The 22691-nt window shown below is 55.2% G+C and carries 22 protein-coding genes; 11 read left to right on the top strand and 11 right to left on the bottom strand.

The features are described from left to right. Nucleotides 1–8: 8 nt before the first annotated feature. From QMX88_RS10160 to QMX88_RS10115, 10 genes are all read right to left on the bottom strand, one after another. Nucleotides 9–254, bottom strand: coding sequence for a hypothetical protein (locus tag QMX88_RS10160; protein WP_280319903.1), 246 nt, complete (start codon nt 252–254; stop codon nt 9–11). Beyond that, entirely contained in the window at nt 244–438 is a 195-nt protein-coding gene (locus QMX88_RS10155; RefSeq protein WP_280319900.1) for a hypothetical protein, read from the bottom strand. Before QMX88_RS10155 ends, QMX88_RS10160 begins: the two co-directional genes overlap by 11 nt. 87 nt (nt 439–525) lie before the next feature. Then, a complete protein-coding gene (locus QMX88_RS10150; protein ID WP_280319898.1) occupies nt 526–786 on the bottom strand; it encodes a hypothetical protein in 261 nt (86 codons plus the stop codon). A gap of 86 nt (nt 787–872) precedes the next feature. Next, complete coding sequence (locus tag QMX88_RS10145) at nt 873–1100, bottom strand: hypothetical protein (RefSeq protein WP_280319895.1); 228 nt, start codon at nt 1098–1100, stop codon at nt 873–875. A gap of 15 nt (nt 1101–1115) precedes the next feature. Next, the gene (locus tag QMX88_RS10140) at nt 1116–2486 is read right to left on the bottom strand and encodes a hypothetical protein (protein ID WP_280319893.1); all 1371 of its coding nucleotides are present in this window, start codon (nt 2484–2486) and stop codon (nt 1116–1118) included. A gap of 12 nt (nt 2487–2498) precedes the next feature. Continuing rightward, nucleotides 2499–4721 (bottom strand): TraM recognition domain-containing protein, encoded by a 2223-nt coding sequence (locus tag QMX88_RS10135; protein ID WP_280319890.1) that lies wholly within the window; start codon nt 4719–4721, stop codon nt 2499–2501. An 11-nt stretch (nt 4722–4732) separates the two neighbouring features. Beyond that, nucleotides 4733–6019, bottom strand: a complete 1287-nt coding sequence (dnaG, locus tag QMX88_RS10130; protein WP_280319888.1) for a DNA primase — start codon at nt 6017–6019, stop codon at nt 4733–4735. 8 nt (nt 6020–6027) lie between these two features. Beyond that, nucleotides 6028–7014 carry a DsbC family protein gene (locus QMX88_RS10125; RefSeq protein ID WP_280319885.1) on the bottom strand — a complete coding sequence of 329 codons (987 nt, stop codon included), beginning with the start codon at nt 7012–7014 and terminating at the stop codon, nt 6028–6030. Continuing rightward, complete coding sequence (locus tag QMX88_RS10120) at nt 7011–8141, bottom strand: secretion/conjugation apparatus DotM-related subunit (RefSeq protein ID WP_280319882.1); 1131 nt, start codon at nt 8139–8141, stop codon at nt 7011–7013. The genes QMX88_RS10125 and QMX88_RS10120 overlap by 4 nt, the downstream gene beginning before the upstream one ends. A gap of 8 nt (nt 8142–8149) precedes the next feature. Next, on the bottom strand, nt 8150–8548 hold the full coding sequence (locus QMX88_RS10115) for a lytic transglycosylase domain-containing protein (protein WP_280319879.1): 399 nt from the start codon (nt 8546–8548) through the stop codon (nt 8150–8152). A 141-nt stretch (nt 8549–8689) separates the two neighbouring features. Between QMX88_RS10115 and QMX88_RS10110 the strand changes: the two genes are divergently transcribed. The 11 genes from QMX88_RS10110 to QMX88_RS10060 all read left to right on the top strand — a co-directional run bounded on the left by QMX88_RS10110 (nt 8690) and on the right by QMX88_RS10060 (nt 22223). Beyond that, nucleotides 8690–11224, top strand: a complete 2535-nt coding sequence (locus QMX88_RS10110; RefSeq protein ID WP_280319876.1) for a type IA DNA topoisomerase — start codon at nt 8690–8692, stop codon at nt 11222–11224. Between the two features lie 37 nt (nt 11225–11261). After that, nucleotides 11262–11642: a hypothetical protein gene (locus QMX88_RS10105; protein ID WP_282368828.1), complete on the top strand. Its 381-nt coding sequence runs from the start codon at nt 11262–11264 to the stop codon at nt 11640–11642. After that, nucleotides 11642–12019, top strand: a complete 378-nt coding sequence (locus tag QMX88_RS10100) for a hypothetical protein (RefSeq protein WP_280319871.1) — start codon at nt 11642–11644, stop codon at nt 12017–12019. The genes QMX88_RS10105 and QMX88_RS10100 overlap by 1 nt, the downstream gene beginning before the upstream one ends. Beyond that, nucleotides 12012–12458, top strand: a complete 447-nt coding sequence (locus tag QMX88_RS10095; RefSeq protein ID WP_280319866.1) for a hypothetical protein — start codon at nt 12012–12014, stop codon at nt 12456–12458. Before QMX88_RS10100 ends, QMX88_RS10095 begins: the two co-directional genes overlap by 8 nt. Before the next feature lie 9 nt (nt 12459–12467). Then, nucleotides 12468–13982, top strand: a complete 1515-nt coding sequence (locus tag QMX88_RS10090) for a zeta toxin family protein (protein WP_280319863.1) — start codon at nt 12468–12470, stop codon at nt 13980–13982. A 248-nt stretch (nt 13983–14230) separates the two neighbouring features. Further along, nucleotides 14231–14536 (top strand): hypothetical protein, encoded by a 306-nt coding sequence (locus tag QMX88_RS10085; RefSeq protein ID WP_280319860.1) that lies wholly within the window; start codon nt 14231–14233, stop codon nt 14534–14536. A 173-nt stretch (nt 14537–14709) separates the two neighbouring features. Next, a complete protein-coding gene (locus QMX88_RS10080; protein ID WP_282368812.1) occupies nt 14710–18369 on the top strand; it encodes an Eco57I restriction-modification methylase domain-containing protein in 3660 nt (1219 codons plus the stop codon). A 264-nt stretch (nt 18370–18633) separates the two neighbouring features. Further along, on the top strand, nt 18634–19209 hold the full coding sequence (locus QMX88_RS10075; protein WP_110765430.1) for a recombinase family protein: 576 nt from the start codon (nt 18634–18636) through the stop codon (nt 19207–19209). Nucleotides 19210–19213: 4 nt separating this feature from the next. Beyond that, entirely contained in the window at nt 19214–20851 is a 1638-nt protein-coding gene (locus QMX88_RS10070) for a DDE-type integrase/transposase/recombinase (protein ID WP_216641847.1), read from the top strand. Continuing rightward, entirely contained in the window at nt 20841–21812 is a 972-nt protein-coding gene (locus QMX88_RS10065) for an ExeA family protein (protein ID WP_099593675.1), read from the top strand. Before QMX88_RS10070 ends, QMX88_RS10065 begins: the two co-directional genes overlap by 11 nt. A gap of 192 nt (nt 21813–22004) precedes the next feature. Next, nucleotides 22005–22223 (top strand): co-regulatory protein PtrA N-terminal domain-containing protein, encoded by a 219-nt coding sequence (locus tag QMX88_RS10060; RefSeq protein WP_099593694.1) that lies wholly within the window; start codon nt 22005–22007, stop codon nt 22221–22223. 199 nt (nt 22224–22422) lie between these two features. Here the strand turns inward: QMX88_RS10060 and QMX88_RS10055 are convergent. Continuing rightward, the coding region (locus QMX88_RS10055) for a MerR family DNA-binding protein (protein ID WP_282368804.1) at nt 22423–22691 on the bottom strand (269 nt) is incomplete at its 5' end.

Here is a 22691-nt window from a genome sequence, read left to right as displayed (position 1 = left end):
TACCTTTCCTAGGACCCGCCTGTATCTGCTTGGCAGTAGTCGGGGGGAGGAAGTTTGACACTTTTGTTTTCAGGCAAGGCCCAGACAAGTTGTTTCAGCATCGGATGCCAGCGCAGCTTGTAGCAGTGGCGTCCATGAAAGCGACTGCTTTTCGTCCCGACGGCTTCTGAAAACTCGTCGCCGGCTCGAGCCATTTGCTGTCCATCAAATGGACCTCCGATCACCAGGAGTTTTTGGCTCTCATCACGCGCCATGTAATTCATCCGTTTTGAACGATGCAACTACAGAGACAAAAATATCCGTTAGCAGCAACACAGTCGCAATGCTCAGGAAACCAAACCCCAGTTGACTCACCCAATGAAAACCCGTCTGCAGGCCTGCCTCAAGCAAGCCAATTGCGATACCCATAAAGAGCACCATCGCTATAGTCAATTTCATCTTCATTCCTTTGGATTATTGAGCGTTACACGCTGCATGTCAGCGGTGCCCCGGGGGAGGGGACCCGCTAACGAGGGCCGAGGTTCGTCAGGCTGCTGACGGCGCCTCGCACGCGCTGCGCCTGGAAACTAGTATCAGCGGATCGGGCAATGAATTTTCGTCCCGGATAAGAAGCGTTTTTCTCTGGGTGAACTCAGCCATGACCAGCTTTCGCTTTTTCAGCATCGACGTGATGCTGGATTGTGTGACTTGTATGGTTTTCCCGTTGCATGGGATCAGCAAGGACTCCCCTGGAAGGAGCTCTGCGAGAGCTTGTGAAATATTGCCGCAGGGTATTTTCAAAGTCATATGACGCTCCTAGACGCAGCAGATCCGGGGTAGCCGCCCCGTCAAAACCGATTGTACGTACGTAAGTACGTACGCATAGGCGTAATTTAGACTTTAACCTTCAGCTTGTCACCAAAAAAGATATCGATCAGCAACCTGATTCCCAACGCTACAAAGGCGCAATGGAGACTCGACTCCATCAGTTCGCGCTCAAGCTCCCTGCCGCTGAATTGCAACGCCATGCCGTACAAAATGAGCCCGAAGATAACAACATAGGCAACAGCCATGCTGAGGCGGCGGATTATGCGGATCAATTTCAACAAAACTGGGGACATGGTGGCTTCACTATTTTAGAAGTGGATCTGGCGGAAATTGGCGATCTGACCTTTTTCAAGCATGCGTACCGCACCACTTGTTTGGGGCCGGAGGTACTTCAAGTCTTTGATATCGATCTTCAGCTTGCGCGCAGCCTCGTCCCAGTCTGCAGTAGCCAGGTTGAGCAACAAAAGCGTGCCCGCATTCTTGATAAAGTCGGAGCTGAAGTGAGCAGGCGACTGGCCGGCCAGAAGTATTGCAAGGCCGAACTTACGCATCTCTGTGACGACCACATTGATTGGATTGGAGGCGTCTTCATCATTGAATTTCTTGGACTCGTCCAGGACGATCAACCGGCGAAGTTTTCCATGGGACTCCCCTCGCTGCATCATCTCTCGAATAATCGCCCGCATCCGAAACCGGACGAACATTTTTAACTCATCCTCGGACTGGGCAAGGGGTTTGATATTGTGCCGGCGAATCCTCGCATTCCCGAAAGGTGGGGGATTGGGATTGAAAATCCCCGTAGCAATCAGGTTCTCGAGTCGAGTAATGACGCTCAGCATTACGTCCTTACTGTGGTACTTCATCGCATCATCGAACTCTCGACCCGTTTGCAGGTTGTTGAGGAAGGTCTGGTGAGCCTCAGTCGCCTTAACCTTCGCCGTGTCGAGACGCTTCTCCAGGGCCTCTATATCATCGTCGCCATTCCGGCCTTGGGACTTGGCGAGATCCGCCCGACGTTTATTCATTGCAGCCATTGCTCTGCAGTAGTCCTCAAAGCAGCTCAAAGCCTGTTTGCCGTCATCCTGGTCGTCTATCCCCATCCACAAGGCGCGCAGCTTGCGTTTGGCGAGCCGCACAACATCAGAGAGGGTAGGGTAAACGGCTTTCAGATCTGCCCAGCGCTTGTGTTTGATGATGTCTTTGATTTCGTCATCGGAGGCTTCCCGGCGCTGCCAAGTGTGTGGCTTATCCACGTAAATACCGCGGGCTGCGTAAGCATCCGTGAGCAAGTGGCGCAGAACACCTTCCTGGTTGCCGCCAAGCTTTCTGGAGGTGCTGTTCATAGCTTCAATCACATCATTGACAGCCCTGCGCACGCCCCCGTAGTGGGGGTCTGTGTTCAACACCAGCGGGTTGAAGCCATAACGTGTTGCTTCGCTGAAAAGGACTGTTTCGGCACCTGGAATCTCGATGTCGCCGTGATAGTCGAAGATGTCGATTTCGACCTGTTCATCCATGTTAGTGACGAATTCTCTGATCCAGTGCGTCTTGCCTGCACCGGATGTTCCTGCCACACCGACGTGATGGTTCGACACGGCATCGGGGCGCCAATAAATAGGCAGCTCCACCTGGTCCTTGGTGAACTTCCAAAAGTCGTTGCCCAGCTTGATTGCTGTCATCGTGCCTCCTTATTAATCATATGCATCTTCCGGGATCTCAAAATCCTCCCCGTCGTCGCCAAGCATCTCATCCGGTTCCAGCTCAGGTTTCGGTTGATGGAAGTATCCAGACATGCCCTGCGCTTCCGCTGCATGAAGCGCTTTTCTTGCTGCCTGGAACAATGCAATGCCACGCTGCTCAGCCGGCACGTCGAAACGCTGGATACTGTCCAGATGCCGCGCAGTTGCTACAACCTGTTCTAGGATCGGATCATCCAAGGCTGGATAGTAGGGTTTCTCGACCCGGCGAAGCTGTGCGGCGATGTAATCAACAGAGTGGGTATCCTGCTTGCTGATCCGCTCAGCGCTGTGTGGCAACCGGCTGTAGGCCGGCCGTTCGACCTGCAAGAATCGATTGATGCGCGCAGCAAGCTTGCTGGTCTTCTTGTGATCATCAGGGATGTAGAAGCTTGATGCTGGGATCACAGCCTCCTTGAAGATCAGCATTCCCTCTCCGGCCTGTAGCTTTTTCAGCTCCCCAAGCTCGATCTTGTTCCGACGCTCGATGTTGGCTGCACCCTGCGCTTGGTAAGCACCACCAGTGTTTTGGTCGTACCCACTGAGAACGCTGTAATACGCCTCCCCACCAGCCTTGCGAATGTAATCGTAGGTGTCCTCCGGATCTTCCAATGCCAGCACCCATTTCACTTTGGTGTTGGCCAGCATGGAAGGGGCTTCGTCTGCTGCCTCGCCTCGTTTAAGGCCCTGAATATCCTGTACGGCGGCGACCATCATGAAGCCGAGGCTTCGCGCTTGGGCAAACATCACAGCGATGCCTGCGGCGAAGTAGTAGGCCAGCTCGTCACTGATGATCAGGTATGGATTAGGAGCATTGGTAGCTTTGGTATCGAGGACGTCTGCACGAGTCCCCTCTAAGCGGTAGCCAAGGTTCTGGGCCATCATTAAACGGATTGAGGAGATGTACAGCTTCCCCAGCGACGCAGCCTCGGACGCTGACTTTTCGAGCGTCGGGATCATGACCGCGATCAGACGGTCATTGAGGAGCACATCGAGCATGTCAATTTCGGGGAATTTGTCCGCAAAAATATGACCGTAGGTATCCATCATCATCGACAGAGTGCGAGCGAACTGGCCGGTCAAATAACCGTGCTGGTTGAACACCTCTGCATCCCATTTGGAGGGATCACCTGCGAGCTGCGGATTGAATCCAGGTAGACCTGTTTCAAAGTAAGCTTTGATCGGCAGGTAGGCCAGCTCAGGGATCAGCCCTTGCTGACCCTCGATGTAGAATTGAACAAGGTTTTGGAGTGCGAGGTAGTGGCGGATCACCCCGATGGAGATTTCGAGTTCACCTTTGGCGCGCTTGTAGCAGAGCGTACGCAGTAGCGCATCGATCATGTTGAGAGCTTTTTGCTGCCATTGAGCACCGTCACCGCTGGCCACCGGTAGCAAGGAGGCCATCAACTGCAGAAGGAAGTCAGCTGCAGCGTCACCGAAGGGATTCATGGAGTTCGATTGCGGTTGATTCGCCGCATGAAGACCAGTCTCCCTGGCAACCATGTGTTCAAAGGGGTCCATTCCACCTGTCAGGTAGTTGAGGATGAGGAAATCGTCCTCTCGACCATGCCGGCGCGCTAGTGACCAAAGGCAGAAGGCAAGATTGGAGTCAGCTTTCCCGTCCCCATACGATGCTCCAGTCCCCCAGCAGATTGCGTTGTAATACATGCCCATCAGCGTTTCACTTTTGCCCGAACCTGTGGTGCCGGGCAAAAAAAGGTGAGTTCGGCAGTCTGAGTTGTTGAGCCACAGCTCGCGGCCTTCATCAGCGCTAGCTGCAATGCCGTCCGTATTTGGGGTACGGAGAAAACCGAGGTACATGATGCCGCCTGCCGCTAAGAGCTTTCGAAAAAGCCTCGACTTTGTGAACAGGCCCCAAAGGTAATTTTCCTCTACCAACTCTTCGTAGTAATCCGTTCGATCCAATCCGCCGATGTCTTTGGGCATCCGAATCGGCATACGGAATTTCTGGTCCTTGAAGGCCATGATCATCATGGACAAGAACAGGATCCAGACCGGCCACAAAACTGGCTGGTAGACCAGCAGTCCAGCTATCACTAGCAGTGCAAGCTTGAAGTTGTTCGGGCGAAACAGCGCAATATTGAACCTGGTCCAAGAGCTGCGCACGTCCCTTGATATGCGGCCAGGTTTGATCTCATGTTGTGAGTCGAGAGACATCTGGTGATCTCCTAGGCGGGCAACGCCATACCGATCGTTCTTTCGAACTGAGCAGTAAGAGCCTGTTTGTAGAGGGTTGCCTCACGTACGCGGGCGAGAATTTTGCGAGCCTTTTCAGCGGCGCGTACCTGCGATTCAGGTACGTCCAGGTCAAGGCCATGTTTGACGAAATCGGCCAAAAATCGGCTCAGCGGATACGCGCGTAACAAGGCATCGTTCCATGCTCCAAGCCCATGTGTCCCGATCAGTTGATCGGGATCACTGCCCTCGGGTAGAAACAGGAACTGGACTGTTTTACCGTCGCGAATTTCCTCTAAAACTACTGCAGAGGCACGTAAGGCTGCAGACCGGCCAGGCTTATCCCCATCGAAGGCAAATGTCACCGTATCGGCATGGCTGAATAGTTTCCTTGCCTGTGTGTTCGTCAGGGCGGTCCCCATGGGGGCTACAACCCTCCGGTCCCCGGCTTGGTGAGCGGTGAGCACATCGAAGTAGCCCTCAACTACGATAGCGTGACGGGCGCTGCGGATTGCCGTCTTGGCCACGTTCAATGCGTACAGCTCGTTGCCTTTATGGAAAAGCTCAGTTTCAGGCGAGTTCAGATACTTCGGTGTCTTGTCAGGCTTTTCGATCATGGAGCGCCCTGCAAAACCAATCAAAGCACCACTGTCGTTGTGGATCGGGATCATGATCCGATTCCGAAATCGGTCGAAAAGACGACCGTCTTCCGCACGGATCGCCAGTCCGCACTCAATGAGGGTTTCTGGGGTGTGACGCTTGACCAACAGCTCAACGACGCCGGTGGCGACGGTACCCAGCTGGTAGGAAGTAATCGTTTCGGCCGAAAGCCCGCGGGTGTTTGTTAGGTATTGGCGACCAGTCGGACTGCGTTCGATCCCCCCTGAGTACAAACTGGCCGCGTCTTGCAATGCCTTGTTGAAGGACGTCAAGCGACTTCGGCGCGCCTGTGATTCGGCCGACTCATCAGCCTGAGATTCAGGGGCCGAGATGCCTGAGTCAGCCGCGACCGCGGCAACGGCTTCTTGAAAAGGGAGTTTGTGAAATTCCATCATCCACTTGATTGCATCGCCTTGCGCAGGGCACGCATAACACTTGTATGTGCTCCGCTCAGGCGACACTTCAAAAGAGGGTGTTTTTTCCCCATGAAAAGGGCAGCACGCTTTGAACGCCTTGCCTGCCTTTTTAAGGGTGATGTCTCGTCCTATGATCCCCACCAGGTCTGCGTCCTCACGCACACGGGCAAGGAATTCATCGGTGTACCGGATGTACTTGCCCATGAATTGCCTCACTGCGCCTTTGTTTGATCCAGCCACTGCGAAATGGCTCGGGAGGTATTTGGGAGGGTCAGCGGGGTTTGTTCGCCGTTCGCGTTCACCACGGTGGGAGTGCCCAAGAAATTCAGCTTGCGGAATATTTGGTCATTGGCGGCCACTGCGGCTTCGCCTTCGGGGCAGGTGGGTGCGTCGAGGCGATCGCCCTTGACGATCTTCTTCCAGTAGTTGGCGCGTTCTTCAGGCTTGGCACAAAGCATCTGCGCAACCGAAGTGCTGGAGTCAGGCCCGCCAATGACCGATACCGGAAAAAGCTGGATGGTGTAGTCGGCAGCAAGCTTTTCAAGTTCGGGTTCAAAATCGCGGCAATGTGGGCATGACGGGTCCGAGAAAACGTAGACAGTCCCCTTGCTCCCCTGAGAAAGCTGTACAGCGTACTTACCAGCTTTGGTGCCAGCATTGATGGCTTGCTTAACGATTGCAGGGTCAGCGGCTGGTGGGAGCCCGGGGATGTTGCCCAGCTGCAGATTCTGAGGCTGTTGTGATGGTGCAAAGCCAGGCTGCGCTGCAGCTGGGTTGAACGCCGGCTGCTGGTTCAGCTGTCCCATGGTTCCAGGTGTCGCTTGCGGGGTGATGCCGGTCATTCGGGCCGCGTACATGTTTAGACCCATGGCAAGGATCAGACCGAACGCTGGCAGCAAGCCCCACTTAACGACACCCTTCACACGACCGATTATCACGCGGCGCCGTGAAAAACGGTCGAGCGCATGTTGCATTGCTTCAAAGGCGTTGCCGGCCAGGGCATCGGATCCGAACTCTTCAAGCAAACACTCATGATTTGCCCCTTCTGCAGAGCGAGACCAGAGCAGACGCTTTCCATCCAGGCGTACCTGAAGACTGTCATTCAACGAAAGCGCAGTAACAGCACGGCGTTCGCCGGTAGATCCAAAGTGGACATGAAGAGACGTATCGTACTGGCGAATTCTGTCGCGATTTTTCATTGTGTTTCTCCTTGGCGGGCGACTAAACCTAATTTGGCGAGGTAATGTTCGACGCCATCAATCGCGTCATCAATGCATGGCTCAGTCAGGCGATAGCCCACGTTTTCCGCGAACTCTTCCCACTGCATCTGTGTGAAAACCGCACATTGTTCAAGAAAGGGCGCTTTGCGCAGGCCTATGTTCAACGCATAGAAAAGGTTGCGGTCCATCCCCTTCAGCCATCGAAACTGGGAAGAGGGCAACTTGCCGCTTTTAGAGGCAAGCTTGTGCATGGCGAACAGCATCGTTCGGGGGTAAGGGTGTCTGAGGAGCCACGCTTGGGCGTCAGGGTGCGCTGAGTACTTTTTGAACGCTGCGTCAGTCAACCCTAGATTTGGGTAGCCTTTTTTCCCTTCAAATGTCCCTGTGTGACAAGAGCGATTGAGGTCGTCCAGAAGTTGTTGGGCTACACGGATGTCTTTCCCTTCCGAGAAGAGGCGAGCGCCGAACACAGCAAACATGGCTCGTTCCGTCGGACTCAATTCGTTAAGTGAAGCGATCGGCTTGCCTAGAAACTCAATCATGAGTTGGCCGCAGCGCTCACGATCTAACTTATGATTTACGATCAATCCTTGCTCGAGCGTCCATTCTTCTGGATGGGCAGCACTGCGATGCTCGACCGGATCATCGTTCAGCAGCAGCGTCTGAGGGTTGCCGTAATACAGCGAGGGAATGATGGCAGGAGAGTGCTTCGACATAATCCACGGCAGGGTTTCTACCGTTACCTTCCGGCGAGTTTTATTCATCGGATGACGGTGAGCGGCAGCGAAGCCTCGGGCGATGATCACTAGCGGGATCAGGATGTAGAAATATCCAGCTTTGTTAAGCATGCTTAAAAGCGCGGTGAAACTGACCCTTGAAGGGTACATGGCCATGGCAGCAGCCTGGGCACGCCACTCTCGGATAACGTCAGGCATAAATGGCCAATCGAAAACGGCGAGCTGATACCAAACCCATTTCAAAGCCCAGTAGCTGATAGTCCCGTGCCACCGGTGCCAAAACATCCATCCGAACGCAATTGGTAGGGCAATCAAAACAAGCCACACAACGCCCATCCCCTCAGATTGATTTTGTCCATGTCTAGCCATTAAACCTCCTAGAACTTGAGCGAATTGTTATAGACACGCTGGATGTATGGGTATTTGTACTTCGGTGTCCTAGAGTGGTAGTGCCCGACACCATCCCAAAAGCTGCCATTCGCCTGGTTGATCTCGTAGCGCAAAATGTATGCAGCGGCACGCGCGGACCAGCAGAAGTTCTGCGTGATCATCTGAGGTGAGACGCCAAATTCGCGCTGTAATCTTTGGGCCCATACGGTGTTGATCTGGAAAGGACCATGGTCGACCGTGCCATTTGTGTTGGGGCTCAGAGTCCCTGTGCTTCCGCCTTCCGTCATCCAAAGCGCGATCATTACCCTCAAGGGCAAACTGTAATCTCGCGCCGCTTCAACCATACAGACCGGCACAGGCGGCTCAGCCACTGGTAATGGAATCATCGTTTCGTCCTTTCTCGATCCCTAGCAATGGGCTATAATTTTCCGTATGGTAGCCATTCTACGGAATCAAGGCAAGTTGAATCAGCGTTCTGCGATTCCGCAAAAACGCCGATTTCAGCCTCATTCAGGAAGGAGTTTTTGATGGAAAAGGTTTTGTGGATCGCCGAGAAGGAATCCCAGCTTTCTCAGGGTATTTATTCGGCCATTCCGGGCAGCACTGAAAATGAGGGGCCAGGCTGGGCACGGCGAGGCGAGCAGTGGTTTATTTGGCTGGATGGCCACGCTTTTCAACAAGCCCCACCTGATCACTACCTTCCTGACGATGTGCCTTTGACAGCCGGGAAAAAAAAGGTCTGGCGAATGTCTGATCTTCCTATTATCCCGGGAGCCAGGGCTTGGAAGCTTTTGCCAGATCCACGCAAGAAGGCTCGTATCGCAAAGCTTAAAGAGTTGTTGCAGTGGTGTGACGTAGTTCACCACCTCGGTGATTCTGACGAGGAGGGCCAGTGTCTTGTGGATGAAGCGCTCGAGTACTTTCAATTCAAAAAGCCCGTACGGCGCGTGCTGATCAACGACTACAACCCGACCAAAATCAAAGAATCGCTTGCCAATATCCGCGATAACACGGAGCCGCAGTTCACTGGCTGGCGGCGGTGGGGTCTGGCGCGCAGTCGCTATGATTGGTTGCTGGGCATGAATGGCACTCGAGCGATGACCTTGCGCGGCCGTGAAGTAGGGCAGCAGGGGTTGCTACCGGTTGGTAGCGTGCAAACGCCTCTTCTCTACATAGCGAGGGAGCGCGATAGGCTGATCGAGGAGTTTCAGCCTCATGCCTATCAAGTCGTCACCGTCCAACTACGACCAAGTGAAGGACCGGAGTTTCAAGCTCGGTGGAACCCGCGGCCAGAACAACATGGCATGGATGAAGATGGGCGTGTGATCGACGCTCAAGTCGCCTCCTCTATCGCAGAGCGGGTCAGGGGTCGTCCTGGCTCAGTTACCCAATGTGCTATTACCGAAAAAAGTAAGAAACCTCCACTGCCTCTCTCAATGAACGAGCTGCAGATGGAGGGTTTCAGTCGATATGACTATTCCGCACTGGAAGTCATGGAAGCGGCTCAGAAGCTGTATGACACATACAAGGTCATGACATATCCGAGAACGGATGTCCGATACCTATCAGAAGCCCACCATGATGAGGCTGGTGCAGTGATTGCGGCTGTGCTGCAAATTCGTCCTGATCTGACCCAGCTTGCTGACCACATCGATCGATCTCGAAAATCAGCAGCGTTCGATGATGCGAAAGTTCGCACGCCGACCGGCGAGCCAACTCCCCACCACGGGATAGTGCCTGCGATTCCGGAAAAAATGGTGAGCCCGGCCGAGTGGACCGCTTGTGAGCGTAACGTTTACGACTTGGTTGTAAGGGCGTATCTAGCTCAATTTGCCAGCGACTATACGTACCAGGCTACGACACTGCAGGTCGACATTGATGGGGAGGCTTTCGCGGCGAGTGGTACCACCCCTGTGCAGCTGGGTTGGAAGGCCATCTATCAGGAACCACCACCATTAGACGGTGTGGAACAGACTGAGGACAACCTTCCATCTCTGACGCTGCCAAGGCTGAATGAGGGCGACAGCGTTTCCTGCTTGTCCTGCAACATGGTCGAGCAAATGACTACGCCGCCACCGCGATTCGACGACAACATGCTGCTTGACGCGATGAAGAACCTGCACAGGTACGTAGTCGATCCGGAGCTTCGTAAACTGCTGAAAGAAGGTGAGGGCATCGGAACTACCGCGACTCGCGCAGGCATCATCGCGGACATGAAAAAACGTGAGCTCTTTGTACCTGCGCCGAAGGGTAAGAAAAAACTCATGACGAGTGCACAGGCCAGAAACCTCATCGACGCTCTGCCCATGAAGGTGAAAGACCCTGCTCAGGCAGGGCATTTCAAGCAATCCCTTGATCAGGTCGCCAGTGGCGCACTCACCCACGCAGAATTTATGGAGTACACCGAACGCTTCGTTCGTGAAGTAGTAGAAGTTGCCAAGGTCGCCGAAATGGCAGCTCTTCCCCCTTCGGCAGGGGAGCAGATCCCTTGTCCCAATTGCTCAGGCGAACTGCAGAATAGAGGGAAGCGTACTGCTTGTAGCCAATGCCAATTTGTCCTTTGGCACGAAGCGTTCGGGAAGCTACTGGGTGCAAAAGATATTGAGGCCTTGCTGAAGAGGGGCGAAACACGACTGCTTCAGAACTTAATAGGACGTGAGAAGAAAACGAAATTCTCCGCTCGCCTGTCCTTAGATCGTGCAACCGGCAAGACCAAGCCTCTGTTTGATCAGCCTGGATCTGCTACAGCCAAGGCTGCCATAACGCATAAGGAACAAATCACGCTTTCACCGCTAAACTGCCCTCGATGTTCGGCCATTCTCGAACCTTCAGGTAAGACACTCGAGTGCCCATCGTGCCAGTTCAAATTATTTTCAGAATTGCTTGGCAGAGCGTTGAATGATGCCGAACTCAAGGCCCTGCTCAACGATGGAATCACCGAGAAGCTCAGTGGTTTTATCAGCCCAAAAAATAACAGTGCCTTTTCTGCAAGACTCAAACTCAACCGTGAAGCCTGGAAGGTAGAGTTTGAGTTTGAAAAGAAAGCGACTGACCGTGCCTAGCGCCGTGAATTTCATTGCATATGGAAAGGATCAATACATGTTTATACGTATGTTGCCGCTGTTGATTGGAATTCTGTTTGCGGGGTGCGATCAGGTGGAAAAACTGCCTGAGCAGGAAGGTGTGCAGCGACAGCTGATCCAAGGGATGCACGCCGAGTTTTTCAAGGTTGCTGATGCCAATAACACCTGGTTTGAGGTTGCCATTTCGGTCGACAACAGCAAAACATTCAGGATGCCGGTTTTCTTCTCTCAGAACGGAAAGCTCGTAAAAGTTACTGACTCACAAGCTCAATCGGTTTTTGATAGCTGGCTCAAAGAGCGCGCAAAAAACATTGCAGCGTTCGGCTCGCTCGATGAGCAGAGCGGCATGAAAGATCCATTCCTTGCGCTCGATGTGAATCGCTGGGAGAAGAAGTAATGTTCAATGAAGAAGACATGAAGTTTGTGCCTGCTTATTACGCGGCGAATGGCAAAGGCCAAAGTGTGCCCTTCATCGTATCGTTGATGATGGTCGATGATCAGAACAAAGCGGCCTTGCCCCCTGCTGTTTCAGCGTCCATAGACAGAACGCTAAGCATCACAGGAACGGAAGGGGTGGCCTTTGCCAATATTTACAACGTCGAGCCACTCGACATCGTTGTACCCGCTCATATCGACCGAGCGATGAAGATTTTCGGCGCTCTCGTACTGTTCCGGTGCCAGAGTCCTGAAACAGCGGAAAATTTGATGGGGGTGATGAATCAAGCCTACACCCTTACCTTGGTCAAGGATCAGCGGAGCGATTCTGATGAATAGGCAGCGTCTTTGGCGTACCACGGTGGCCATTGGCAGCTCGCTCATTGGGCTTTCCTACGCAGTGCTTTCAGTTCGTCACGGGTTCGGCGTCCCCGGCGAGCTGGTTCACGCAGCCCTGTTCCTTGCGGCAGGCATTGCTCTGCTTCACCACACATTCAAACGACAGCAAGAGGGCTCCCAGATGCCAGGTCCATTGACTAGCCAGCAGATTGCAGAATACGAATGCGCGATGGAGACCATCGGAAACGCCATCGCGGCTCGTTCACAGGCGATCCACGAAGAAAGATCCAAGCCTGCGCCTGACGCAAAGCTTCTCTCAAAATTGCGTCAGGAGCAGGCCGACCTTGTAATTGAGCGAAGCAAAATATCCCTTGATGACGTCGACACCGTGCGTCGAGTCATTGCGAACTATGGAGCCCAGGTACGGGCTCACATTTAAGGACTGACCATGGACGATCAGAACAGAGGGTTGAGCGTTGATTTGGTGCAACACGTGGTTGACCGCTTTTTGGACAACTACAATGGAAATATTCAACTCAGAGCTATTGTCGTTGCGAAGCAGGAGGACATTTATGGACCAGAGTTATCCCGGGAAAAAATTGGAGTCCGAATCGACGGAGCCTACCACCCAAAAAACGCATTCTTCACCATTGTCGCTTCCAATATGGGTGACGAAGGGGCCGTCCTCAGAACCTTGCGCCACGAGCTCCTCGGGCATTATGGGCTCAACACCTTCAATCCCGAGGAAAAAAAGGCGCTCCTGGATCGAGTTCTTGAAACGCGCAATGAACCGTCCCTAAGCCATATTTGGGCCGATGTTGATAAAAACTACCATGACAAAAGCGAGCTACACCGCGCCGAAGAAGTCTTCGCGTTCGTGGCTGAGGAAGAGCGGACGTTTCTGGGGAAGGCCTGGGACCGAACCCGCGCAGCGTTCCAGCAAGTACTCAAGGCCACGGGGCTGGTAGACGAAAAGTCTCTAACCATTCACGAGCTGCGCGTCGAGGCACTGGCCGTCGCTAAAGGCATTAAAAATGGCGATCGGCATCAACAAACCTTCCCTAAAGACGATCAATCGCAGTTCCGGCTAGAGACCGTTGAGCATCAGCTTATTTTTGAAGACATTGCACTGCACGCGATGATGTTGAGTAAGCCTGTAGAGAACCCCGTTGCAATAATCCTCGGGGGGCAACCGGGTGCTGGAAAAGCTGCGCTTAGCAGTTATGCCACGGCTGAACTGGGTGGCAATTCAATCAAAATTGACGCTGACGAGCTGCGTAAATATCACCCTCACTTTCTGAAACTGATGCGTGAAAACGACCGTGACGCAGCGGATCTAACCCACCGCGATGCAGCAGGCTGGGCAGTGAAGCTTACAAACCTAGGCATTAAAGAACACAGGAACCTGGTCATCGACGGAACGATGCGCGATCCAGAAAGCTTGGCCAAGCTCTGCAGCAAGTTGCAATCAGCAGGGTACCGAATCGACGCACGTGTGTTGGCCGTTAATGATCTGGTTAGCCGTCTGAGCATTCACCATCGGTACGAGCTGCAGCACGAGGCTAATGGCTTTGGGCGTTGGTCCAACCGTGTCAACCACGACCTGGCTTTTACAGGACTTCCCCTCACTGTTGATCGCCTGGAAACCGGCAAGCTGGTCGACAGAATGCACGTTACAAACCGAAGCGGTGAAGATGTCTATGACAACTATCGGATTGCGGGCGACTGGCAGCAAACGCCGGTGCAGGGTCGAGAGCATGTGGACGCCGAGCGCTCGAGAGCCTGGACGCAGGCCGAGCGTTCATCATTCGAGCTGACCCTTGATTTCGTGAAAGCGAAGATGGTTCGCCGTCATGCAGGCGAGGGGGATCTGGCTGAGCTGGCATCACTTCGGGCCGAATACAACCGCACCCTCGCACCTGCTACTCAATCAACCCCCGTATCCCAAATCAAACCGCGATAGCGCGGCCTGTGCCTACACGCTCAGAATTTACGCACGGCTGCCCCCAAATGCTCGGAAAAATTGTACTCTGTTACGCATTTCGTATAATGACTATGATACGAACTATCCGGAGTGCTATACGATGCGTAGGAAAAGGCCGTCCCCGGATCAACGCCAGTTGGGTTTTGATTTCGCCTTTCAAGAAACCGTAGACACAATCGAGACCCTCGAATCAGGTCTTGATATCGATGACGACCAAGGAGAACACCATGATCACAAGCCAAACCCAACCATTGGAAATCGCCAGTCGGGAATTGAGCGCGGAGACGATCAAGGCAATTCGTCAATCTCCGTCGTTCGGCCCGCAGTCTTGGAAAATTCTGGATCGTTGGGCCTTCAACAGCCCGACGCAGTTGAAGCAGCTGGAGAGCGAGGGGGAGCTGGTTCTGTTGGGGAAAGTGTTGGAGCAGCAACGCTTGGAGCTGGAGGCAATTCACAGCCTCCCAGCGGAGCACAAAGCCGGTCTGACCGAGCACGAAGTGCTGGCACTGCAGGAAGTGAGGACCGAGCTGTAACGCCGACTGATTACGCGATCAGCGCAGCGGACTCGCTTGGTTCAGGTGGAGCAAAAACCAAGTTCCGGAACAACGTCGATGCGATTCAGCTCCTGCAGCATCTACGGGATCAGGATCGGGCAGCGGTACCAGCAGAACAGGCAATACTCGTCAAATATGTTGGATGGGGAGGGTTGCCTCAGGCTTTCGACCATCGCAATCAGGCTTGGCAACGGGAGTACCAGGAACTAGGCGCGCTTCTCAGCCAAGATGAATTCGAGAAAGCTCGGCGTTCAACTCAAGATGCTCATTACACCTCTGCCGCTGTCATTGGTGGGATCTATGAAGGCATGCAGCGGCTGGGATTCCCGGGCGGTAAGATCTTCGAGCCTGCTGCCGGCACTGGCAACTTTATTGGCTTGATCCCCGAATCGCTTCGGAAAGAAAGCCAGTTTACTGCGGTGGAGCTCGACCCTCTGACTGCGGAGATAGGCAGGCATCTTTACCCCACTGCTACCTATATCAACCGGGGCCTGCAGGATGTTGTAGTTCCAAGCGGTTATTTTGACGCTTGCGTGGCCAACCCTCCTTTCGGCTCCCAGTCCCTCTACGATCCTCATCACCGCGAGCTGAGCGGGTACTCGATCCACAACTACTTTCTCGCCAAATCCCTCGACAAGCTCAAGCCAGGTGGCGTGATGGGGGTCGTCGTCAGCCGCTATTTCCTCGATGCCGCCAATGGTAAAGCTCGTGAGCACATAGCTGAACAATCGCATTTCCTTGGTGCGATTCGGCTGCCGAACAATGCTTTCAAAGAGAATGCGCTGACTGAAGTCACAACCGACATTGTGTTTTTCCAGAAGGCGCAACCAGGTGAGAAAACTGACAAGCGCTGGGTAAATGTCGGCGATATACGAGATCGTGAGACCGGTGCCCCCATCACGATCAACCAGTATTTCATCGACAACCCTCAACAGATGGCCGGTCGCATGGCTGTTACACGGAACATGCACCGCGACACCGCCGATCTGATCGCTGAGCCGGGTCGGGATCTTGCCTCCGAGATCTCGACTCGATTGGAAGCATTGCCTCGTGACATTTACACAGCCGGCCCAACAGCGGCCGCGACTGACGCGTCCGAAGAACTGCCTGCGCTGGTCCTCCCTGAAAACCTGAAGATCGGCTCCTACTTCGTCACCGAAGCTGGCCAAATTGCTCGACGCCTTCCCGACCAGCTGGCCCAGACTGATTACCAACTCATCACACCCAAAACCGAACGTGCCGGCGACCGAATCAAAGGCATGATCGAGGTCAGGGATGCTCTCCGAGCTCTTATGGCGGCAGAGCAGTCTGAAGGTCTTGATGCCGGCCTTGATCTGCACCGCGCACGTCTCAACACCGTGTACGATCGTTTCATTCGCAAGCATGGCCATATCAGTAGCCAGGCTAACCGGTTGGCCATGTGCGAGGATCCTGAATACCCATTGTTGAATGCGCTTGAAAGCAATTACGACCGGGGCATCTCTGCGGACATGGCCCGCAAACACGATGTAGCTGCACGACCTCCAAAAGCTGACAAAGCTTCCATATTTAACCGTCGAGTGATGACACCCCGGCAGGAAGTGCGGCACGTCGGCTCAGCGAAAGATGCTTTAGTCGTATCCATGAACCAGGTCGGCCGTGTGGATCTGGAACGCATGGTTCGCCTCTGTGGGCAGTCCGAAGAAGACATCATCGCTGACCTTCGTGGATTGATTTACTTCAACCCTGGTAAGGACCGCTGGGAGACAGCGGACCAGTACTTAACCGGTAACGTGAAGGCAAAGCTTCGTGGGGCCATTAAAGCTGCAGAGCAAGATCCGCGCTTTTCGCACAACGTGGACGCCCTACGACCGGTTCAGCCTGCCGACATCGATCCTGTCGATATCTCCGTCCAGCTGGGTTCAACTTGGGTACCTGATACCGTCGTCGACAAATTCGTGGTGCACATCCTCGGTGACGTACACAGACGGATCAGCTACCAAGCAGCGCTAGGGAAATGGATCGCTGATATTGGTCAGGGTGACAACACGACGTGTCGCGTTACCTGGGGCACTGAAGCGTACCCTGCAAACAAACTGATTGAAGCGGTACTGACAAACCGATCCATTCAGGTCAAAACCGAGGTTGGTCGGGATGACCGCGGCCAGCCCATCATGCAGGTGGACGAAACACAAACCGCGGCCGCGAACCAGAAAGCGGATGAATTACGCCAGGCGTTCGTAGACTGGATCTGGGAGGACAAAGATCAGCGTGTGGAGCTGGCCAGGCTTTACAACGACAGGTTCAATACCAATATTCCATCTCGGTACAATGGATCTCACCTCCAGTTACCTGGTGCGTCACTCGACATCACGCTGCGTCCTCATCAGAAGGATGGGATCTGGCGGGGCATTCAAGACGGCACGGCGTTGTTCGATCACGTCGTCGGCGCCGGCAAGACGCTAGTGTGCGTTGGCACCGTCATGGAAAGTAAACGGATGGGCCTGCTGAACAAGCCGATGCTGGTTGTGCCCAACCATTTGCTGCTGCAGTGGAAAGACGCCATCTATTCACTCTACCCAGACGCTAACGTCCTGGTAGCTGAAAAGTCGGATTTTAAAAAGGAAAATCGCGAGCGCCTGTTCGCCCGTATAGCCACGGGGGATTGGGATGCGGTCGTGGTCGCCCATAGCTCTTTCAAAAAAATCGGGATGCCTCAAGACACCCTGGAAGAGTTGCTCCAGGAGCAAATCAACGACCTGAGCAATGCAATCCTCGATCTCAAGAGCGATCGCGGGGACCGCGTGACCATCAAAGAGATGGAAAAAGCCAAAGAGCGGATGAAGGAACGTCTGGAGAAAAAAGCCGATACAGGCGCTAAAGACCAGGCAGTGACCTTCGCAGATCTGGGCGTGGACGCGCTCGTTGTCGATGAGGCGCAGGAATTCAAAAACCTGTTCATCACCACTTCGCTGAGCCGGATTTCCGGTCTGGGGAACCTAACCGGTTCCGAAAAGGCGTTCGATCTCTTCGTCAAATGCCGGTACCTGCAGCAGAAGTACGACGGCCGAGGCGTATTCCTCGCGACCGGGACGCCTTTGAGCAACACAATCGCTGAGCTTTACACCGTTCAACGGTACATGCAGTACGACGAACTGAAAGAACGCGGGATCGTACACTTCGATGCCTGGGCGTCTACCTTCGGCCAAGTTGTCACCGGCTGGGAGCTGGATGCCACGGGGGTGAATTACCGGCTCAATTCAAGGTTCTCCAGATTCCAGAATGTGCCAGAGCTGAACACGATGTACCGAACATTTGCGGACGTCATCACCCGGGCAGATCTGCAACAACAGGCCGCTGAACGTGGGACTCGTTTTCCAGTACCTCGGGTTAAAGGTGGTCGTCCTCAAAACATCATCGTGGAGCGTTCCGAAGCACAAGCCCAATACATGGGGGTTCAATCACTGGTCCTGGATGATCACGGCAAGCCGATTCACCGTGCTGACGGCGGAGCTATCCGGAGCTGGAACGAGGGTTCAATCATCTACCGTATGGAACACCTGCCTCGGGACCCGCGGATCGACAATCCACTGAAGATCACAAACGATGCCAGGAAGGCTGGTCTGGATTTCCGTTTGATCGATCCTGATTCTGAGGACTTCATTGGCAGTAAGGTGAATGCATGCGTGGAGAACGTTTACCGCATCTGGGAGGCTTGGGATGCTCGTCAAGGCACTCAGTTGGTATTCTGCGACCTTTCCACCCCTAAATGTAACGGCTCGCGTTTGAAAACGGCCGGGCTCGCAATCGATGCAATTTCCAGCTCAGATTAACTGCGGCTGACGAAGCCCTCGGGCTCACATTAGCTGCGAGCGAGCTTGCATTCAGCCGCGCCGGCTTGCATTTAATCTCAATGGGCTCACGCTTTCTGCAACTGAACGCCCCTCGCTCAGACCGTCCAATAAACCAGGGTTTGTTGGACGGCCGTCTCTCAGCAGGCAACCCTCGCGCAAACCCGCATTGCTGACATCCAGCTACAGTCTCCAGCTTTCAATATCCGACTACACTGGACTCTCACTGAATAGTTGGACAAAGCCATGTTGATTGGATACGCCCGTGTCTCGACCTACGACCAACTCCTCGATCTGCAACGCGATGCTCTGGCGAAGGTCGGCTGTGAGCGCGTGTTCGAGGATACATCCAGCGGAGCCAAGGCCGAGCGGGTTGGTTTGACCGCCTTGCTGGCCACGCTACGCCGTGGCGACACCGTGGTGATCTGGCGCCTGGATCGCCTCGGCCGCTCGCTGAAGGATCTGATCCGACTGGTCGAACAACTGGACGCCGCCGGCGTCGGCTTGCGCAGCTTGCAAGAAAACATTGATACCGCCTCGATTGGAGGCCGTCTGGTATTTCACCTATTCGGCGCCTTGGCCGAGTTCGAGCGCAACCTGATTCGCGAGCGCACCCAAGCCGGACTATCCGCTGCGCGGGCCCGTGGCCGCAAGGGTGGGCGCAAGAAACGGCTCGATCCGGCTAAGCAAGAACTCGCCCTGCGTCTCTATCACGAGCGGAAACACACCGTGGCGGAAATCTGCCGCATGATGGGCATTGGCCGCTCGACGCTCTACAACTATCTGACCGAGGCCGAACGCAATGCCCAGCGGGCAGCATAAGGCCATCCCAACCGATTCGCTGATGCAGTTGCGGCAGCGGCTCGACCGTCTGCCGAAGAAAAGCCCGGAACGGGCCGCCCAGGTGACTGCGATAGCTGAGTTGTATGGCGTGTCCCCGAGCACTGTGTACCGGGCGCTGAACTTCATCCATAAACCCCACGCGGCCCACCGGGCCGATCACGGTAAACCGCGCGTGTTGCAGCAGGCCGAGCTGGAACGCTACTGCGAGCTGATTGCAGCGCTGAAACTGCGCACCACCAACAAGCAAGGGCGGCACCTGTCTACCCGCCGCGCCATCGAGTTGCTGGAAGACTACGGGGTGGAGACCGTGCAAGGGTTGGTCAAGGCGCCTAAGGGTGTACTCAGCCGACCAACCGTCAACCGCTACCTATCCCTGTGGCGACTGGATCAACCGCGGTTGTTGCGGCAGCCGCCCGCGACGCGCTTTCAGGCGGCACACAGCAATGACTGTTGGCAGTTCGACCTGTCGCCCTCTGACCTCAAACACATCGATAAACCGGACTGGATCGACCCGGCCAGAGGTGAGCCAACGCTGATGCTGTTCAGCGTGGTGGATGATCGCAGTGGTGTGGCCTATCAGGAATACCACTGCGTATACGGCGAGGACGCAGAGTCGGCGCTGCGCTTCCTGTTTAACGCCATGGCGCCGAAGGCTGACCCCACCTTTCCGTTCCAAGGCCGCCCCAAGATGATCTACCTGGACAATGGCCCGGTGGCCAAGCGCCGCGTCTTCCAGAACGTCATGCAGGGGCTGGGCATCGAGTGGCAGACACACATCCCGGCCGGCAAGGATGGCGCCCGTACCACAGCCCGCTCCAAAGGCAAGGTGGAGCGCCCTTTCCGCACGGTGAAGGAAGCCCACGAGACGCTGTATCACTTCCACAAGCCTGAAACCGAAGCGCAGGCCAACGAGTGGTTGATGCGTTATCTGGTGCGCACCTACAACGCACAGGGCCATCGTTCCGAGCCGCATTCGCGGATCGAGGACTGGCTGGCTAACCTGCCCGCCGAGGGCCTGCGCGAAATGTGCACCTGGGAGCAGTTCTGCCGGTTCGCCCGCGAGCCCGAACGACGCAAGGTTGGCGTCGATGCGCGAGTCACCATCGACGGCACGGCCTACGAGGTGGAGCCCGACATGGCCGGTGAGTCCGTGGTGTTGCTTTGGGGCTTGTTCGATGGTGAGCTCTATGCCGAGTTCGAGGGGGAGCGCTTCGGGCCTTATTACCCAGTCTCCGGGCCAATTCCACTGCATCGCTACCGCGCATTCAAACGCGGCAAGGCCGATGAACGATCCGAGCGCATCCGCTCGCTGGCTGACCAGCTTGGTCTACCCATCGCCGCATTGGCCGGCGACGATGTGCGGCTGACACCTCCCGCAGCTCCCATGGCACTGCCGCGCCAACCCTTCGATGCCGAGGCGCATGAATACCGGTTTCCCAGCGTCATCGCAGCCAAGCTCGCCATTGCCGATGATCTGGCGCAGCCGTTGGCTAAGCTCTCACCCGAAGATCAGGCATTCATCCACCAGGTGCTGAGCGAAACCCTGACGCGCCGCATCGTGTTGGAGCGCGTTCGGGGCTACTTCCGCCACAAGAAAGCAGGAGAAGAACATGCGGGTTGAAGTGATGCAGCACTACGGACTGACGTTGCCGCTGAACCAGGCCGGCTACTTTGAGACCGCCCACCATCAGCAGTTGATCAAGGACATCAAGGGGGCGATCTTCGAGGGGCGCCTGATCGCACTGTGCGGCGTCATAGGCAGTGGCAAGACCGTGATGCTGCGCCGGCTTCAGCAAGCGATGGAAGAGGAAAAGAAGATCACGGTCTCCAAGTCGCTGGCCATCGAGAAGCACAGCATCAAACTGGCCACCTTCATCGCCGCGCTCTTCTACGACCTCTCCTCCGAAAAGCAGGTACGCATCCCGACCCAGGGCGAAAAACGTGAGCGTGACCTGCGCGAGCTGGTGAGGAAGAATAAGCGCCCGGTGGCCCTGTTCGTCGATGAGGCACATGACCTCAACGGCCATACGCTGACCGGCCTTAAGCGCCTGATGGAACTGGTCGAGGACGGCGACGGCCGATTGTCGGTGGTGCTGGCCGGGCATCCCAAGCTGCGTAACGACCTGCGCCGCCCGACGATGGAGGAAATCGGCTACCGCACAGATATTTTCTCGCTCGACGGCATCGCCGGCAGTCAGCGCGAGTACATCCACTGGCTGCTGGAAACCTGCACTGCGGGGAAGGTCGAACCCGAGTCGATCCTGAGTGAAGACGCCATCGACCTGCTCGCCACCAAGCTGCGCACACCATTGCAAATCCAACTGCACCTCAGCATGGCATTGGAAGCCGGCTACCTGACTGGCGAGAAACCCGTCTCGGCGGAGCTGGTGGAATCAGTGCTGTCGCGTCAACTGGATGATCTGGAACCGACCCTGACGCGCCACGGTTACCGCATCAAGGATCTGGTAGATCAGTTCGACGCCAGACCCAATGAGATCAAGGCGCTGTTCAGCAACGCGCTCGATCCGGCGCGCGCCGCTGAGCTGCGCGACAAGATGCTGGCGGCGGGGCTGCCGATCTGAGCGCTGGGAAATTGTACGTTTTGGGGTTTTGGGTTTGGGGAGCAACGGAATAGAAAGTGCACTTAAGCCCTGCCATCTCCTCTCAGCGCCATAATCTAGGTCCTTCTCAACTCCATTCCCCCCTTGATTCCGTACTTAAATACGGAAGTAGAGTCGAATCGTGGGCTGAAAACCTGAGAGGAGATTGCTGTTATGAAATACCTAAGACTGCTGCTGATAGTTGGTTCGACTCTGCTGTCATCCACCGTATGGGCCGAGAACGGAGCCGATCGAGCGCTTGAGTGGAGGGCCGCTATGCACGACAAGGCTGAGGCGGCCTTGGTGGCGGAAACCGCCAAGAAGATTGAGCAACTGGGGGCCACGGCGGCTGGCCGTGTCGAAGAGCAGCCCGCCTGTCCACCTGCAAGGTAGGACATGAGCGACTGCTGCACGATCCGCTCGACCAGGCTCAGCGTGAGCCTGCCCTGATGAGGCGCAAGTGCAAATAGCAGTACCAATCTGTGGCCTTTGCAATTGCTCCTTTGGCCATTCAGCGGCGCTCATTGAGCGCCGCTTTTTTCCAAGCTCAAGCCGACAAACAGGGGCGCCTCACAAAACTGGAGATCGTAGGTCAGCACGGCTCTTTGTTTCCATGCAGCGAAACGATCAGCGGACAGGAAACAGTCCCGTGACTCGCACAACAGTCGTGAACCAGCCGCGCCAAGACTGACTCGATCCGCTGCAAATCCGCGAGTTTCCCACGTACATCCTCGAGCTTCTGCTCGGCGAGCACACGCGCTTCGTCGCAGTGAGCGCCGTCATCCAGCCTCAACAGTCCGGCCACTTCATCGAGGCTAAAGCCCAGTCGTTGCGCGGATTTCACGAATTTCACCCGTGCGA

This window comes from Pseudomonas sp. PS02290, from assembly GCF_029960075.1.
Lineage (GTDB): Bacteria > Pseudomonadota > Gammaproteobacteria > Pseudomonadales > Pseudomonadaceae > Aquipseudomonas.
This window is presented reverse-complemented; position numbering and strand designations above follow the sequence as displayed.

Excerpts from the sequence above, each read along its gene's own strand:
- QMX88_RS10090 (WP_280319863.1), top strand. The coding sequence starts at position 12,468 with ATGGACGATCAGAACAGAGGGTTGAGCGTTGATTTGGTGCAACACGTG.
- QMX88_RS10115 (WP_280319879.1), bottom strand. The coding sequence starts at position 8,548 with ATGATTCCATTACCAGTGGCTGAGCCGCCTGTGCCGGTCTGTATGGTT.
- QMX88_RS10120 (WP_280319882.1), bottom strand. The coding sequence starts at position 8,141 with ATGGCTAGACATGGACAAAATCAATCTGAGGGGATGGGCGTTGTGTGG.
- QMX88_RS10125 (WP_280319885.1), bottom strand. The coding sequence starts at position 7,014 with ATGAAAAATCGCGACAGAATTCGCCAGTACGATACGTCTCTTCATGTC.
- QMX88_RS10140 (WP_280319893.1), bottom strand. The coding sequence starts at position 2,486 with ATGACAGCAATCAAGCTGGGCAACGACTTTTGGAAGTTCACCAAGGAC.
- QMX88_RS10065 (WP_099593675.1), top strand. The coding sequence starts at position 20,841 with ATGCGGGTTGAAGTGATGCAGCACTACGGACTGACGTTGCCGCTGAAC.
- QMX88_RS10100 (WP_280319871.1), top strand. The coding sequence starts at position 11,642 with ATGTTCAATGAAGAAGACATGAAGTTTGTGCCTGCTTATTACGCGGCG.
- QMX88_RS10135 (WP_280319890.1), bottom strand. The coding sequence starts at position 4,721 with ATGTCTCTCGACTCACAACATGAGATCAAACCTGGCCGCATATCAAGG.
- QMX88_RS10155 (WP_280319900.1), bottom strand. The coding sequence starts at position 438 with ATGAAATTGACTATAGCGATGGTGCTCTTTATGGGTATCGCAATTGGC.
- QMX88_RS10150 (WP_280319898.1), bottom strand. The coding sequence starts at position 786 with ATGACTTTGAAAATACCCTGCGGCAATATTTCACAAGCTCTCGCAGAG.
- QMX88_RS10105 (WP_282368828.1), top strand. The coding sequence starts at position 11,262 with ATGTTTATACGTATGTTGCCGCTGTTGATTGGAATTCTGTTTGCGGGG.
- QMX88_RS10110 (WP_280319876.1), top strand. The coding sequence starts at position 8,690 with ATGGAAAAGGTTTTGTGGATCGCCGAGAAGGAATCCCAGCTTTCTCAG.
- QMX88_RS10075 (WP_110765430.1), top strand. The coding sequence starts at position 18,634 with ATGTTGATTGGATACGCCCGTGTCTCGACCTACGACCAACTCCTCGAT.
- QMX88_RS10160 (WP_280319903.1), bottom strand. The coding sequence starts at position 254 with ATGGCGCGTGATGAGAGCCAAAAACTCCTGGTGATCGGAGGTCCATTT.
- dnaG (WP_280319888.1), bottom strand. The coding sequence starts at position 6,019 with ATGGGCAAGTACATCCGGTACACCGATGAATTCCTTGCCCGTGTGCGT.
- QMX88_RS10145 (WP_280319895.1), bottom strand. The coding sequence starts at position 1,100 with ATGTCCCCAGTTTTGTTGAAATTGATCCGCATAATCCGCCGCCTCAGC.
- QMX88_RS10085 (WP_280319860.1), top strand. The coding sequence starts at position 14,231 with ATGATCACAAGCCAAACCCAACCATTGGAAATCGCCAGTCGGGAATTG.
- QMX88_RS10095 (WP_280319866.1), top strand. The coding sequence starts at position 12,012 with ATGAATAGGCAGCGTCTTTGGCGTACCACGGTGGCCATTGGCAGCTCG.
- QMX88_RS10060 (WP_099593694.1), top strand. The coding sequence starts at position 22,005 with ATGAAATACCTAAGACTGCTGCTGATAGTTGGTTCGACTCTGCTGTCA.